The organism is Enterococcus sp. DIV0800 (genome assembly GCF_050559735.1).
In the GTDB taxonomy this organism is placed as follows: domain Bacteria; phylum Bacillota; class Bacilli; order Lactobacillales; family Enterococcaceae; genus Enterococcus_A; species Enterococcus_A devriesei.
On record NZ_CP187899.1, the window covers coordinates 158,175 to 173,074 of the forward strand.

17 protein-coding genes and 1 riboswitch are annotated in these 14,900 nt (G+C 41.6%); of the genes, 12 read left to right on the forward strand and 5 right to left on the reverse strand.

Annotated elements, in window-relative coordinates; genetic code table 11:
- Positions 1-37: 37 nt before the first annotated feature.
- Positions 38-1,054, reverse strand: coding sequence for a YdcF family protein (locus IGI54_RS12670; RefSeq protein WP_430621841.1), 1,017 nt, complete (start codon positions 1,052-1,054; stop codon positions 38-40).
- Between the two features lie 303 nt (positions 1,055-1,357).
- Here IGI54_RS12670 and IGI54_RS12675 point away from each other — a divergent pair, with 303 nt between their 5' ends.
- From IGI54_RS12675 to IGI54_RS12685, 3 genes are all read left to right on the forward strand, one after another.
- Positions 1,358-1,879 (forward strand): flavodoxin, encoded by a 522-nt coding sequence (locus tag IGI54_RS12675; RefSeq protein ID WP_430621842.1) that lies wholly within the window; start codon positions 1,358-1,360, stop codon positions 1,877-1,879.
- Positions 1,880-1,896: 17 nt separating this feature from the next.
- Positions 1,897-2,310 (forward strand): cupin domain-containing protein, encoded by a 414-nt coding sequence (locus tag IGI54_RS12680; RefSeq protein ID WP_430621843.1) that lies wholly within the window; start codon positions 1,897-1,899, stop codon positions 2,308-2,310.
- 73 nt (positions 2,311-2,383) lie between these two features.
- Positions 2,384-2,635 carry a carboxymuconolactone decarboxylase family protein gene (locus IGI54_RS12685; protein WP_430621844.1) on the forward strand — a complete coding sequence of 84 codons (252 nt, stop codon included), beginning with the start codon at positions 2,384-2,386 and terminating at the stop codon, positions 2,633-2,635.
- 67 nt (positions 2,636-2,702) lie between these two features.
- On the opposite strand, the gene xerS is transcribed toward IGI54_RS12685, so the two are convergent.
- On the reverse strand, positions 2,703-3,806 hold the full coding sequence (xerS, locus tag IGI54_RS12690) for a tyrosine recombinase XerS (RefSeq protein ID WP_430621845.1): 1,104 nt from the start codon (positions 3,804-3,806) through the stop codon (positions 2,703-2,705).
- Positions 3,807-3,918: 112 nt separating this feature from the next.
- On the opposite strand from xerS, the gene IGI54_RS12695 reads away from it, so the two are divergent.
- Positions 3,919-4,983: a bifunctional transcriptional activator/DNA repair enzyme AdaA gene (locus IGI54_RS12695; protein ID WP_430621846.1), complete on the forward strand. Its 1,065-nt coding sequence runs from the start codon at positions 3,919-3,921 to the stop codon at positions 4,981-4,983.
- Positions 4,984-5,012: 29 nt separating this feature from the next.
- Here IGI54_RS12695 and IGI54_RS12700 read toward each other — a convergent pair whose 3' ends face one another.
- The 3 genes from IGI54_RS12700 to IGI54_RS12710 form a co-directional block, all read right to left on the reverse strand.
- Positions 5,013-5,339 carry a hypothetical protein gene (locus tag IGI54_RS12700; RefSeq protein WP_430621847.1) on the reverse strand — a complete coding sequence of 109 codons (327 nt, stop codon included), beginning with the start codon at positions 5,337-5,339 and terminating at the stop codon, positions 5,013-5,015.
- A gap of 11 nt (positions 5,340-5,350) precedes the next feature.
- Complete coding sequence (locus IGI54_RS12705) at positions 5,351-5,749, reverse strand: helix-turn-helix domain-containing protein (RefSeq protein ID WP_071861896.1); 399 nt, start codon at positions 5,747-5,749, stop codon at positions 5,351-5,353.
- A gap of 255 nt (positions 5,750-6,004) precedes the next feature.
- Complete coding sequence (locus IGI54_RS12710) at positions 6,005-6,205, reverse strand: DUF4177 domain-containing protein (RefSeq protein WP_313631201.1); 201 nt, start codon at positions 6,203-6,205, stop codon at positions 6,005-6,007.
- Between the two features lie 166 nt (positions 6,206-6,371).
- Between IGI54_RS12710 and IGI54_RS12715 the strand changes: the two genes are divergently transcribed.
- The 8 genes from IGI54_RS12715 (at position 6,372) to IGI54_RS12750 (ending at position 14,721) form a co-directional block, all read left to right on the forward strand.
- Positions 6,372-7,391, forward strand: a complete 1,020-nt coding sequence (locus IGI54_RS12715) for a LacI family DNA-binding transcriptional regulator (protein ID WP_430621848.1) — start codon at positions 6,372-6,374, stop codon at positions 7,389-7,391.
- A gap of 101 nt (positions 7,392-7,492) precedes the next feature.
- Positions 7,493-9,697: an alpha-galactosidase gene (locus tag IGI54_RS12720; RefSeq protein ID WP_430621849.1), complete on the forward strand. Its 2,205-nt coding sequence runs from the start codon at positions 7,493-7,495 to the stop codon at positions 9,695-9,697.
- Positions 9,698-9,709: 12 nt separating this feature from the next.
- Entirely contained in the window at positions 9,710-10,906 is a 1,197-nt protein-coding gene (locus IGI54_RS12725) for an MFS transporter (protein ID WP_430621850.1), read from the forward strand.
- Positions 10,907-10,913: 7 nt separating this feature from the next.
- Positions 10,914-11,459, forward strand: coding sequence for a sugar O-acetyltransferase (locus IGI54_RS12730; protein ID WP_430621988.1), 546 nt, complete (start codon positions 10,914-10,916; stop codon positions 11,457-11,459).
- Positions 11,460-11,629: 170 nt separating this feature from the next.
- Positions 11,630-12,277, forward strand: a complete 648-nt coding sequence (locus IGI54_RS12735; RefSeq protein ID WP_430621851.1) for a response regulator transcription factor — start codon at positions 11,630-11,632, stop codon at positions 12,275-12,277.
- Entirely contained in the window at positions 12,258-13,607 is a 1,350-nt protein-coding gene (locus IGI54_RS12740; RefSeq protein ID WP_430621852.1) for an ATP-binding protein, read from the forward strand. Before IGI54_RS12735 ends, IGI54_RS12740 begins: the two co-directional genes overlap by 20 nt.
- A 155-nt stretch (positions 13,608-13,762) precedes the next feature.
- Positions 13,763-13,915, forward strand: coding sequence for a hypothetical protein (locus tag IGI54_RS12745; protein ID WP_169818932.1), 153 nt, complete (start codon positions 13,763-13,765; stop codon positions 13,913-13,915).
- Positions 13,912-14,721 carry a metallophosphoesterase gene (locus IGI54_RS12750; RefSeq protein WP_430621853.1) on the forward strand — a complete coding sequence of 270 codons (810 nt, stop codon included), beginning with the start codon at positions 13,912-13,914 and terminating at the stop codon, positions 14,719-14,721. Before IGI54_RS12745 ends, IGI54_RS12750 begins: the two co-directional genes overlap by 4 nt.
- Before the next feature lie 56 nt (positions 14,722-14,777).
- Positions 14,778-14,852, forward strand: a riboswitch (Fluoride riboswitch).
- The last annotated feature ends 48 nt before the right edge of the window (positions 14,853-14,900 follow it).

Consider the following 14,900-nt stretch of genomic DNA (forward strand, 5'->3'; position numbering starts at 1 on the left):
ATTGAGGCCATAGCTTCTCCAATACTATAAAAATCAATTAGAACGCCCAAAAGACGAGGAGTGCACATAGAAAAACTAAGAAAAGGGTTCCCCATTTGTATTGTACCAGTAATCCGATGAACTCTCTGATCAAGGCGCTAGGTAAAAAATATAAGGCAGTCGGGGCGCCAACACCTTCTGCTTTCAAATGAACTCTTTTGGCAAAGCCTGCCGCTCGTAATACATGGTAATTACTAGTAGAAAAGATAATTTTTTTCTCAGCTATGGCAGGATCGTGCTGTTTAATTAGTTCTTTAGAATAAAGCATATTTTGATAAGTATTGACTGAGCGGTCCTCCACGAGAATGTTGTTGGCCGCAACACCCTGACTTAGTAAATACTTTTTCATTGCTGCTGCTTCTGAAATGGGTTCATCGGGGCCTTGTCCGCCGCTTACGACCAAGATAGGCTGTTCATCCCATTGGTGATAGTAACTGAGGGCCTTATCAAGACGACTTTTCAGTAGGGGAGAGACTTCTTCCGAACGAATGCCAGAACCTAAAACGATAATGTAGTCGATGACTCCCTTGATTGGAATCGATTGATAAATCCAGCTGTAAACAAGATAAGAAGTAAAAAGTAAAACAAAAAGCAAATCAGTGATACACAAAAAGAATAAAATCCCGAGAATCCAAAATGGAATCTGACGAGTTGTCGAAAGCAAATACAAAGTAAAAGGGAAGACGATTAAAATATTTAACCCTAATCCAATCGACAATTTGGCCACAAGGCTCTTGCCTTCTTTGTGCCGCATTAAGCCACTGTTGAAGATTAATCCGACGCATATGGCTAAAACAACAATTGGAAGGACTAAATAGACAATAATCAAAGTAGTAAAACTATTGATTATGTTATGTTCCGATAAGATAAAAAGACTGGTGAAAAAAATGAAAAGAAGCGATAGCAGTAAGGTTACCCCTAAAAGAAGTCCCCCTAGAATACTCCTTCGATCCCTTTTTAACAGCAATAGACTGACTGCTAAAAGGATTAGCAAAATACTAAACAAATAAATCATATAAATTCCTTTCTGAACTCAAAGTGATTCTAATATATCATTTTAAATCATGGAAAGAGAAACTTTCTGCTTTGACCTTATCGTAAATCATCTTAAATAATCTAACAGTAAGCATTTCGATGATAGTCATTCATAAAGGTAAACGGAATCTTTTGTAAAGCAAGTTACTGAAAAAGGGGTGAACCCTGCTTTTCCTCTATAGCAGTATGATGGTAAAGGCATTAGACAAGGGGAAATGCGCGCTGTATTCTGAAGATATTCAGAAGGGAACGTATTCAAATAAAAGTGGCTAGGAGTGAGAAGATGACTACAGCAATCATTTACTTTTCAAGGGCAAATGAGAACTATATCAATGGGAAAAAGCAAATGCTACTGATTGGCAATACCGCAGTTTTAGCTCAAAAGCTTAGTAAGCGGTTGAAATTGTCTAGCCATCAGATAATGCCAAAAGTTCCTTATTCAATTGACTACGAAGAGACCGTTCAAAAAGCGAATCGGGAAAAGCAAAATGCGAGCCAAGTGGCCTATGAAGCAATTGAGATTGATTTAAAAGAGGTTGAGACTGTCTTTCTTGGCTTTCCAAATTGGTGGGGAACCTATCCTAGGATCATCGCAACGTTTTTAGCCAACCAAGATTGGGAAAATAAAACAATTTATCCTTTTTGTACTCATGAAGGCAGTGCTTTTGGCTCAAGTATCCAAGACTTAACAGAGGCGTGTTCTGGCGCAGAGATCAAAACCGGTTTGGCTGTGCGGGGATCGAAGGTGAATCATTCAGACACCGCCCTAGCAAACTGGCTGCTTGCATATGAAGAAGATCAATAATTATTGGAGGAATTTTTATGACAAAACATCAAGACGTTAAAAATGGTGTGATCTTTCCGATTGGGGAGAAAAATGATGCTTTCGCTCAGTATTTTATCGGACAGAGTTATCTGCAATCTCTCGTCGCTGATCCAGCAGTCAATGTGGCGGTTGCAAATGTAACTTTTGAACCGGGCTGCCGCAATAATTGGCATATCCATCATGACGGTTTTCAATTATTGCTAGTTACCGGTGGGGAAGGTTGGTATCAAGAGGACGGGAGCGTGCCCCAATTTTTACAAGCCGGCGATGTAATCGTAACTCATGATGGTGTGAAGCACTGGCATGGCGCCGCTAGGGATAGCTGGTTTGAACATCTCTCGATTACAGCAGGTACACCAGAATGGTTAGAGCCTGTAACTGATGAATGGTACAACAAATTAGAAAAGTAAGGATGATCAAAATGAAAAAAAACAAACAGCAGGAAGAGAACAACTTGGAGCATTCGCCCCACAATTTGCGGCTTTGAATGATGATGTATTATTTGGTGAAGTCTGGTCAAAAGAAGAGGAGCTCTCAGCACATGACCGTAGCCTGATTACTTGCTCGGCATTATTAGCAATGGGTGCACCGCAACTCGAGGCACATTTGAAGATCGCCAAAGAAAATGGTGTAACCAAAGAGGAGATCACAGCTTTGATCACCCATCTGGCTTTTTATGCAGGTTGGCCAAAAGCTTGGAGTGCCTTTGCCATGGCGAAGGAGATATTTGATTAAGACTACTATAAATCATAAAAGCGTAGAAACTACTAGGGTTTCTACGCTTTTATGATTATGAGAATATTCACGTCCACAAATCATTCATGGCATCACGTTTTTTCTTACCAGCGATATGGGTGTAAACCGTTGTGGCGGAAGTGCCTGATTGGCCTAATTGTTCAGCGACTTGGACCAAAGAATTGGTTTTCGTGTACAACTGGGTCGCAACCGAGTGCCGTAGTTTATGGGGCGAGATCTTGATTTTGAAGGCTTCGGAATATTTTCCCACCATGGCCTCGACAGCTCCGCCGGCGATCCGTTTGGCTTTGCCCCGATAACGGGTCAAAAATAAAGCAGGCTCATTTTCATCGGGCTGATAAAGAATATTACGCTGAGCTAGGTATTCTGTCAAAAACTCGATCGCAACTGAAGAGATCACAACCATGTCCCATTTTCCGCCTTTACGATAGACCCGAGCTTCCCCAGCGGCTAAATCTTGGACATTCATATTGACTAATTCAGATAGGCGCATACCCGTTCCTAAAAAGAGTCCGATGATCGCCAAATCACGGATTTGATTCTTTTTAAAAGCCGTAATCGCTTGACGACTTTCAAGAGTTTCCAGGTATCGATGTTCAACAAAATCAAGAAAATCCAGCGCTTCTTCGTCTAAAAAAAGTTTCTTCTCAATGGCCGCGCCTCGCTCGGCCATGGTTTTATTATCCTTGACATTTGCGACTTTTCGCATCATATTGTGTTCAAGATAAGGTTTGCCGGTGGTGCGATCAACTGCGTCAGCTAAGTAATTAAAAAGTGAGCGGACGGCGGTGATACCCCGTTGAACGGTGGCATTTTGCCGTAAGGGCAGAGACTGTTCACTTTCTTCTAAGCGTTTTTGGGTGGATTCTTTTAAAATTTTCGGAGCTTTAACTAAATGGGCTTTATAAAATTCCAAATCCTCCGGCCATAACGCCGCGAATTCAGCTAGCGTGACTTCTGACAATTTTGTGGCTGAAGAAAAGCCTTCTTGAATCAGCCAAGTTAAAAAGCGTCGATATTCTTTGGCATATTCATACAAAGTGATGGAAGAGTATTGGTCTCCGCTTTTTTTACGGAAATAGTTTTGGATGAACCAAGGGAAAAATTGAATTTCCTCCTCCATTCGGCGATTGGCTTCTTGTTGATTCATTTACGACAGCTCCTTTGTATGAAAAGTATAAATCAGAAAAAAATAGTTGTCCATTTTTCGAGAGAAATGAGGGGGAAATCAAGCTATACTAAGAATCTAAGGAGGGATGGGTATGATAACTGCGAAAGAAAAACAGCAGGAGTATTACCAAGCCTTGATCGAAAAGGATCGAAATTACGATGGCATCTTTTTTGCAGGGATCAAGACGACAGGAATCTTTTGTCATCCGACGTGTCGCGCACGAAAACCTAAAATGGAAAACTGTGAGTTTTATCAAACCGCGGAAGAAGCATTATTGGCGGGCTATCGCCCTTGCAAAATTTGTCAGCCGCTTTCTTTTCCCCAGGCGATTCCTGAGGAGGTTCAGCTATTAGTCAAGGCGGTTGAGGAACAGCCAGAAAAACGCTGGCGGGATTCGGATTTCGCGGCACTGGGCTTGAACTCGACGACTGCTCGCAGAAAGTTTAAGTCCATTTATAATATGACCTTTGTTCAATATGCTCGTGCTCGGCGGATGGGACTGGCCTTCAAGGAGATCAGTCATGGCAGTAAAGTGATTGACCAGCAATTGGACACAGGCTATGAGTCCTCCAGCGGTTTCAATGATGCTTTCACGAAAATCATGGGAAATTCTGCAAAGAAAACCGCGGTGCACACCTTGAATGCATCGTTCATCGCAACGCCGCTAGGAAGAATGCTGTGTCTGACCGATGATGCTTATTTATATTTATTGGAGTTTGAAGACCGGCGAGGACTGGAACGTGAAATCGAAAACTTGCGGAAGAAATACAATTTCCGCATTATCTATGGTCAAACAAAGTTAAACCAGCAAGTTGAGGAACAAATAGGTGAATACTTTAATGGAGAGCGGACCGAATTTTCATTACCGCTGTTTTATGATGGCTCACCATTTCAAAAAGAAGTCTGGAAAATTTTAGAGACGATTCCCATGGGAAAAACTTTGAGTTATCAAGATATCGCACTACGTTTAGGCGATAAAAATAAAGTTCGCGCGGTGGGGCGGGCCAACGGTTTGAACAAAATCGCTATCGTGATCCCTTGTCATCGGGTGATTGGTCGAGACGGCAATTTGACCGGTTATGCGGGCGGCTTGGAAAGAAAACACTATTTGCTTGAGTTGGAAAAAGCACAAGTAGTTTCTCACAACAAACAATAAAGGAGCTGGCTAAAAAAGCCAACTCCTTTTTAAGCGGATTGAAAGATCAGCAGGACAGCTAACAAAAAGAGAAAGAAAAAGACCGCCATTACGCAATATATTTTCCTTTTCAAGCCATCGACTTGCTCGATTTCTGCTGAAGACATACTACTGGTTGTTTTTCTACGGGAGAATAGATAGAGCAGAAGGCCTTCGCCTCTTTGTCCACCGGCTGCAATGAGTGACCAAAATTTGGGATTTTTGATCCCGCGACTTTTTGCGTCAATTAAAACCAATGAGTAGATGTAGTAACACATCAACACGGCTGCAAAGATAAAGCCGAGCATGAGAAAAATCATGATAGCCATTATATTCATACGATCAGCTCCTAAATTTTCTTAATGATCAAATAAAACAATGACAACGTATTTAGCCCAATCAGCGCAAAAATCATAAATAAAAAGGTCTCACTCATTGATTGAACTAGCATCAAGACCACCATCAACGCAACATTCACCAGCAACATGCCAATAAAGAGTTTGAGAAAGTGATTCACCACCGTATTTTCTTGTAAATGTCTAACCATCTTTTGATCTCCTTTCAATAATTCGTCCAATGACAAGGCATAAAGCTCTGATAAACGAATCACTCGCTCGATATCAGGATAGCTACGTCCATTTTCCCAATTAGACATGGTTTGACGCGTGATCCCCAACGACTCAGCCACTTGATCTTGCGTTAAATTTAATTCATTTCGTCGAGCTTTTAAGCGTTCACCGACTTCCATTTGGTACACCTCCATTTTCATCGAATATTACCTGAAAAGAAATCAAAAAGCGTTTCCGCTCACGTAAAAAAGGCTTCACTTAGGAGTAAAAAAGCTTTTACATCTGCATATTACAATAATTATAGCAGAAGGAGGGCGGAAAATTAAACAGATTTAAAGGGCTAAAAATATCGCACATGAAATTAATGGGCTTCATTTACAAATAAGTTTACCAGCAATAAAAAAACGGTCTCCAAAAATGGACACCGCCAGATCTTATTTTGCTTTCTTAAAGGTAATCAATGTTGCTCCTTTTACTTGCAGGGACGTTGCCATATACGAGTAGGTAACCAATTCCCAACCTTCTTGAGCACGTTCATTGATTAACGCATCTAGTTCCGCAAGATCGTTTTCACCTGCTTTGTCGGACAACCATTTAGTCTTGGTATATAACACTTCTGATTTGTATTCGTACATCGAATTCCCTCACTTTCTTAATATCTTCTCATTCTATTATAAATTTGTTGGGCTTTTCAAGTGAAGCTGCTGTTATCACAAAGCAAGACGAATTAATTAAACAGTAGTAGGTTGACGAATGAGTCCTTTCGATGTATTGTTTAGTAAACAATTGAGGTGAACAATTATGGTAGGAATTCGCGACGTGGCACGACGAGCAAGTGTTAGTCCTGGAACAGTTTCCAGAGTGTTAAATAATGATCCCACGCTATCTGTGGCGGAGACCACAAAAGACCGAATCTATGCTGCTATCAAAGAATTAAATTATGATATTGATAAACGAAAATACGTGAAGCGTAGGCTGCCTTCAATTGGTGTGATCACCACCACGAGTAAACAAAAGGAATTAGATGATCCTTATTTCAATGCGCTGCGGATTGGTTTAGAGCAAGAAGCTAGGCGACTTCATTTAGGTTTGAATCGTGTCTACAACTTGGAGGACAATCCGAAAACTTGGCAGGATTTCGATAAGCTAGGCGCCATTATTATAGTTGGGACTGTGCCTGAGACCGCAGTTAAACGCTTAAGTAAACAAAACAGCAATATCGTAGTAATCGATAACCCGGATATCAATCAGGAAGTAGATATGGTCTATGCGGACTTTGATCGAATGACTAAACGCGTATTGCAGCTTTTTTTAGAAAAGGGGCATCAACGGATCGGCTATATTGGTGGGTATAATATAGATATCGACGAGGATGGAGAAAAGATCTACAACGAAAATGAAAAACGTTTACGTGCTTATCAAGAATTTATGACAAGCAACGACTTGACTAGCCAAGTCAAGCTGGGACTGTGGGAACCTCTTGAAGGCAAGCGCATGATGGACGAGTGGCTAGCAGAAAATCAAGAGTTACCAACCGCGATCTTAGTGGGTAGTGATCCTTTATCTGTCGGGGTTTACCGTTCCTTACAGTCAGCCAATATTGCGATCGGGCAAGATATTGAGATCGCCAGCTTTGATGATATTGAAATCGCTGAATTTTTGACGCCTAGTTTAACAACCGTCCATATCAGCGCGGGCGAAATCGCTAAAGCAGCTGTCCGATTGGCTAAGGAACGAATCGAAGAAGAACGGCAAGAACCCGTCATCATGACATTTCCATCTAAATTAGTGGTAAGAGAAAGCTTTATTCCAAAGAGCTAGAGAATTTTCGCAAGAAAGTTCTCTTTTTTTTTAACTTTTGCTTGACAAAATTGTTTAGTAAACATTATAAGGTAAACAACAAGCAAGAGGAGGAATAAAGAATGACCAACCAATTAATTACGTTCGACAAACAGGAGCAGGTATTTCACTTAAAGAACAATGAAATCTCTTACATTTTAAAAATCGAAGAGGACGGCGTACTGAATCATTTGTATTTTGGAAAAAAGATCAATCACTATAGCGGCCATAAAGGCTACTTGAGACGTGATCGTGGTTTCTCAGGAAATGTGCCAGGGAACAATGAAAGAGCTTACTCAAAGGATACTTTACCACAGGAGTATTCCAGCAACGGCTCAATGGATTATCGGATTCCAGCAACGATCATTCGCAGAGAAAATGGCTCAGCTTTACACGATTTCCGCTATTTTGATTATCGAATTGAGAACGGCAAACCCGAATTGAAAGGGCTGCCACAAGCGTACATTCTCTCAGAGGACGAGGCGACTAGCTTAATTGTTGTCCTGAAGGACCGTGATCAAGAAATTTATCTGGAGCTGGCCTATACGATCTATCAGGATCGGCCAGTGATAGCTCGCGGAGTCAAAGCAATCAATCAAACAAAACAAGCAATAGTATTGGAAAAAATTGCCTCGATACAACTGGATCTAACCAACAGCGGTGAATTTGATGAAGTTATTTCATTACCAGGAGCCCATTTGCGGGAACGGCAAATCAATCGTGAAACGATCCAACTAGGGGTCAAAAGCTTTGAGAGTCGCCGTGGTGCTTCTAGTCATCATATGAATAGTTTTATTGCTTTAGTCAATCATGCTACGAATGAATTTGCGGGTCCGGCGATCGGGATTCATTTTGTTTACTCCGGCAATCATGCGTTTCAGCTAGAAAAGGATCAGATTGATCAAGTCAGAATCTTAGTCGGGATCAATGAGTACAATTTTTCTTGGGAATTGGCAGCAGGAGAGGCTTTTCAGACGCCAGAGGTGCTATTGACTTATTCTGATGCTGGCTTAAATCAAATGAGCAGTACCTTCCACCACTTATTACGGGAGCGGGTCGCTCGTGGGGAGCATCAATTCAAGGAACGTCCGATTTTAGTCAATAACTGGGAAGCTACTTATTTTGATTTCACTAGTGAGAAGATTGAAAAAATCGTTGATGAAGCGGCGGATTTGGGAATCGAGATGTTTGTGCTGGATGATGGCTGGTTTGGTCATCGGGATTCGGATAATTCTTCGTTGGGGGATTGGTTTGAATATGAAGGTAAGCTGAAACATGGGTTGAAGGGAATCGCCGATTATGTTCATGAGAAAGGTATGCAGTTTGGTGTCTGGTTCGAACCTGAAATGATCTCGATCGATTCGAAATTGTATCAAGAGCACCCAGATTATTTGATGCAGGAGCCTGATCGGACGCCTTCTTCTTCACGGGATCAGCATTTATTGGATATGGGGCGGAAAGAAATTCGTGAAAATATCGAAAAACAGTTGTGTGAGATCTTGGACGAGGTGCCAATCGACTATGTTAAATGGGATATGAATCGCAGCTTGTCAGATGTGTATTCCACTGCGCTTACTGAAAAGAACCAAGGTGAGGCAGCTCATCGCCATATTCTTGGCGTGTACGAATTGTTGGAACATTTGACTACACGTTATCCGAAGATTCTTTGGGAAGGCTGTTCTGGCGGAGGTGGACGCTTTGATGCTGGCTTCTTGTACTATATGCCGCAATCTTGGCCAACCGATAATACCGATGCAGTGGAGCGTTTGAAGATTCAATACGGAACCAGCTTGGCTTATCCGATTTCAGCTATGACGGCACATGTCTCGGCTGTACCCAATCATCAAACTGGCCGGACCACGTCGTTGAAAACTCGTGGCGACGTCGCTATGAGTGGCGTCTTCGGCTATGAATTAGATTTGACGGAAATGACGAAGGAAGAAAAACAGCAGGTAGCAACACAAATCCAACAATACCAACAGATTCGTCCGCTCGTACAATTTGGTGAATTTTATCGTTTGAATAGCCCCTTTGAAGGGAATCTGACCACATGGCTTTTTGTTAATGAAGACAAAAGTGAAGCACTGCTGATGAGCGCCCGGACGTTGGCTTCGGCTCAGCCGGTATTCCATGAAGTCTTTTTGACCGGATTGGATGAAAACGCGCAGTATCAAGCACAAGGAACGAATGAGACGTATTACGGCGACGAACTGATGCATTTAGGACTAAATGTCCCAGATTTCTTCGGTGACTTCCAAACACAGCTGATCCATTTGAAAAAGATTTAGGAGGAAAACATTATGATTAATCGTAACAGTGTCATGACTCGTTTAGCTATTCTATCGATCTCACTCTTATTAACTAGTGCTATGTCAATCAACGGTGCACTGCCGCAAATGCGGGCCGCTCTTTCTATGACCACGACTCAAGTTGAACTTGTCGCCACACTGCCAGCTTTGGCAGTGGTGGTCTTCGTCGTTTTGTCCAGCTTCGTCGCTAAAAGAATCGGAACGAAACGCACGGTCCAATTAGGACTATTACTCGTCGGGGTCGGTGGCGGGATTGCACCCTTATTTTTGACCAATTATTGGTTGATTTTAGCCAGTCGCTTTGTTTTAGGCGCGGGCTTTGGCTTGTTTAATTCTTTAGCCGTTTCGATTATCAATTTGCTTTTTCACGATGAACCGCAACAGCGGGCCAGTTTATTAGGCTATCGTGGGGCAGCGGAAAATATCGGTAATGCCGGTTTAACACTGATCGCGGGGGTCTTATTGGCCTTTGGCTGGCGTTTTTCCTTCGCTGTCTATTTGATTGCCTTTCCGATTTTGATTTTATTTACCTTGTTTGTACCAGAGATCAAAGAAGAACAAGTCGATGATACGCAAAAACAGGCTGGTGAAATGAAGCCTTCCGTTTATTTATTAGCACTCTTTGCTTTATTCTTAGTGATGACCTTTGTGGCGATCGGCGTGCGATTCCCTACAATGGTGACAGATATCAAAGGGGCGAACTATAATGCTTCGAACTTTTTAGCAGTGATGCCGATTATCGGAATTGTTACCGGTTCCTTATTTGGCTGGTTCAATCGTTTACTAGGAGAAAAATGTTTGTATCTCGGACTAGCCTTACTGGCTTTAGCCACCTTTTTGATCGCGGTCTCCGAAAATAACTTTGCTTTGCTGCTGATAGGCTACTTTATCAGCGGAATTCCCGGTAGTTTGATTTTTCCTTTTATTTATAACTCACTGAACCTCTATGCTTCACCGACAAAAATGACCGTTGCGACTTCCGTTATTTTGATTGGTTGCAACTTAGGAAATTTCATTGCACCCTTTGGCTTAAGTACGCTACAATTAATTTCGGGAACAGCCAATTTATTTGCGCCATTCAAGCTTTTGAGTATTTTATTGATCGTCATTTTATTAGGGATCTTTTTTCATAAAAGACGGACACCGATTCAAGGAAAGGTCCTAAACGGAGGGAAGAATCTTGACTAACCGTTTCATGCAAGAGCAAATGGATTCAGGAGAAAATTATTTTGAAACCAGCGAATTAAAAGAGGAACAGGCCTTTTATCGCGATTTATTATTCCAATTCAATCATACGCTGCCAAGTAAGCAAGAAGAAAAGGCAAAAATCTTAGCGGAATTGTTAGGCAGTTTTGGCGAGGGCTCCTATATCGAGCCGCCATTTCAAGCCAATTGGGGCAAGAATACGTATTTTGGTAAAAATGTCTACGCTAATTTTGGTTTGTCTTTAGTCGACGATACGAAGATTGAGATCCAAGATGAGGCTATGATTGGGCCTAATGTGACCCTTTGTACTGCAACCCATCCTTTGTCACCAGAGCTGCGTTTGAAGAAAGCCCAATCCAATTTACCAGTCACCATCGAGAAAAATGTCTGGTTAGGTGCTGGCACAATCGTTTTACCAGGGGTCACGATTGGTGAGAATTCCGTGATTGGGGCAGGGAGCCTTGTTACTAAGGATATTCCGCCTAATGTTCTGGCTTATGGTACGCCTTGTAGAGTTATCAAAGTACTTCCTTAAAGTAGAAATCGTAGTGAAGGTCGATCTAACGGGATCGGCCTTTTTTTGATGAAAGTTTGAGTTAAGTATAAGAATATAGAAAATAAATCGTAAATCCCGTCACTAAGCGTTGGTTTTCCCAATCCAAAATTTATAATAGGAAACGATAGTCAATGGAAAGGGATTTAACAATGAGAATTTTACTGTGTGAAGATGAAGATAAAATGCGGGAGTTGTTACGAAAGTTTTTTGAAAAGGCGGGCTATTTCATCACTGAAGCTCGAGATGGCGAAGAGGCGCTGGAGGCTTTTTATACTGAAAAATTTGATCTAGTCGTGCTGGACTGGATGATGCCAAAGTTCAGTGGAATTGAAGTGGCTCAGCAAATGAAACAGGAGCGTGCCGTCAAGATTTTGATGCTTACTGCGAAAAATTTACCGGAAGACGAAGTGCAAGCCTTGGTGACGGGCGTCGATGATTATTTAGCCAAACCTTTTCACGCGACCGTTCTGCTAGCACGAGTGGCAAAATTATTAGGAGTGATTCAACAAGATCTTAGTCAGCCGTTACTATTTATCCCGAACGAGCAACGCGTCTTACTAAATAGTGTGGCGTTAAGCTTGACCAAAAGAGAATATGAAATGCTGTATTATCTTTATCAAAATCAAAGCTTGGCGTTGACCCGTGAACAGATTCTTCTCTCTGTCTGGGGGGCTGATCACGAAAATGATGAAAGAACGGTCGACAGTTTTATCCGCATCTTACGAGACAAGATCGGCAAAGCTTATATCCAAACTGTCTACGGCACGGGGTATCGCTTTGAAATTCCGCAAAAATAGCTTGACCGGCTCCTTTATCCGAAGAACGGGAATCATTTTTATCCTGCTGGTTTTATTTGGGGCACTTTTTTATCGCTGGATCTTTCCGACTTATTATTATTGGAAAATGGAACAACCAGTCAAAGCAACCCAAAAATTGATTCAGCAAGGCAGTCATCATTATCCAAAAGATGTGGTGGTACTTACTGTTGACGAGCAAACAACCAGCTCCGAAGAATTGACAGATGAGCTTTCTTTTCGCTTGACCCGCGAAGGCATCTCCCTCAATCGTTTCTGGGTCGATCAGTCAACTCTTAAACAAGCACAGGCTGGTCGTGCAGTCCAGCGATTGTACAATCAAACAAAACAGAAAAGTGATTTTTATACGGTTTTTCTTACTCATGGGGATCACTTGTATTTAATCGGTACAAGTATTCCTGATTTCAAGGCCGCGATCCATACTCTGCTGCCGATCTTAATCGTGGCAACGCTGGTCTTTTTGATTTTGTTGTTTGGTTTAGTTATTTTATTGGTGCGGAATCAGATCATCAAGCCTATCACACGTTTGAAACAGGCGACGCGGCAAATATCGGCTTTGGATTTCACAGATTCTGATATTCAAGAAGAAAATGAGCTTAGCAGTTTGAGCCAATCTATCAGTCAGATGAAAGATTCGTTGCAGCAGCATGAGCTGGAGTTGTTAGAACAAAATGATCGCTTGAAGGCTTTTTCGGCCAACCTTGCCCATGAGCTGAAAACACCGTTGTCCGTTATTCAATTACTCGTTGATGGGGAAGAAATGGGACTGGAAAATCCTGATTTTCTAAGTGATATCAATCAACAGCTGATTGATATGAATGAGTTGGTCGCAAATATTTTAGCCTATAGCCGGCAGTTAAAAGAAGAGCTGACCTTTGAAACGATTGCTATTCAAGAACTAGTAACCAAGGAATTGCAGCAGCAACGGATCATTGATCCGAAATTTCAGATTGATTCGATCATAGAGCCCTATGAGCTTCAGACAAATGAACCTATGCTGCGCATGATCATCTTGAATTTAGTGACGAATGGGATGAAATACAGCTTGGATCAACACATGCAAATTACTGGAGAAAAAAAGCAGCAGTATTACCAGTTAATTTTCGAAAATTCGGCGTCAGAAATATCGCAACAGCAGCTTGCTCAATTAGCTGAGCCTTTTGTTGTCGGTGAAGCCTCGCGAAACAATCATTTGTCAGGCACCGGATTAGGGCTTTCCATCGTGGCGCAAAGCCTCCAACTCTTAGGCGGGAAGCTGATCTTACAATCTACTGATGGACGCTTTCGAGCGACAATTAATTTACCTATCTAAAAATAAATAGCGCAAAGGAGGTGTGGCAAAGGTATAGTCACACCTCCTTTTTTCCTAATAAATAGCGTTCCAGGCGTGGCTTCTGTAACAGCCTTTTCTTTTGCACAAGTTTTGCATAATTCTTAGTTATTCTTTGTTTCATGGAGGCGAAATAGATGAATAATAAGACAAAACGAAAAGTCATTATTGTCAGCTTGACAATCGCGTTACTGCTATCGGGCAGTGCACTAACTATCATGGCTGTCAAAGATAACCTGCGGGTAAATCGAACAGAATTTAAAATCAAACAGAAAGGAGCAGACGTATGATCAAGAAAATTGTGATTGGCGTGTTTTTACTGCTGGCGGCAGTTCCATTTTACGCCTTTAAGATCGAACCAAATTTGGCGATCGTTCATCGCTTGCAGTTGGGTGAATCCTCGCTACCAAAAGAATTGAAGGTGCTGCAATTATCAGATATTCAAGTTTCTGATAGTTACGCTACGAATCGTTTAGACAAGGTGATCCGTAAAGTCAATCATGAAAAACCGGATATAATTGTTTTCACTGGCGATCTTTTTGATAATTACGCTAAGTATCAACACGAACAAGAAATCATCGAGAAGCTTAAAGAAATGAAGGCAACCATTGGTAAATTTGCGGTTTGGGGCAACCACGATTATGGCGGTGGCGCTGCGACTGTTTATGAACGAGTCATGAACGCTGCGAACTTTGAGGTGTTGAAAAATGCCGGGGAAACGATCACACTGACCAACGGTAAAAAAGTTTTTATCGGTGGTCTGGATGATTCGTTGCTAGGGAATCCTTCGGTAACGGAAACATTGACTTATCGGGAGAAATACGATTATTCGATTCTTTTGACTCACGAACCCGATGTGGCAGATAAATTTGTCGGAACCAATACCCAATTAGTTTTAGCCGGGCACAGTCACGGCGGCCAAGTCCGCTTGCCTTTCTATCAAGTAAAAAATGTACTGGCTGAAAAATATGTTCGTGGATTATATGAATTAAGTGATCAGACAAAATTGTACGTCAATACAGGCCTAGGTACCACCTCAATCCATGCTCGTTTTTGTGTGCCACCGGAAATTTCGGTTTTTCAGTTACGGTTTTAATCTTCAATCAAAAAAACATTGACTTATGTCACTTTTTACTGTAAAAATATATAGGAATTAAATAAGGGAATGAATGTCTCCCTAAGAGTTTTTCTTAAACCGCTAATCAAGCTAATGACTTCTACAAATTTTATTTGTAGGGGATCATTGGCTTTTTTTATTTTATTCAGGAGGTCTTA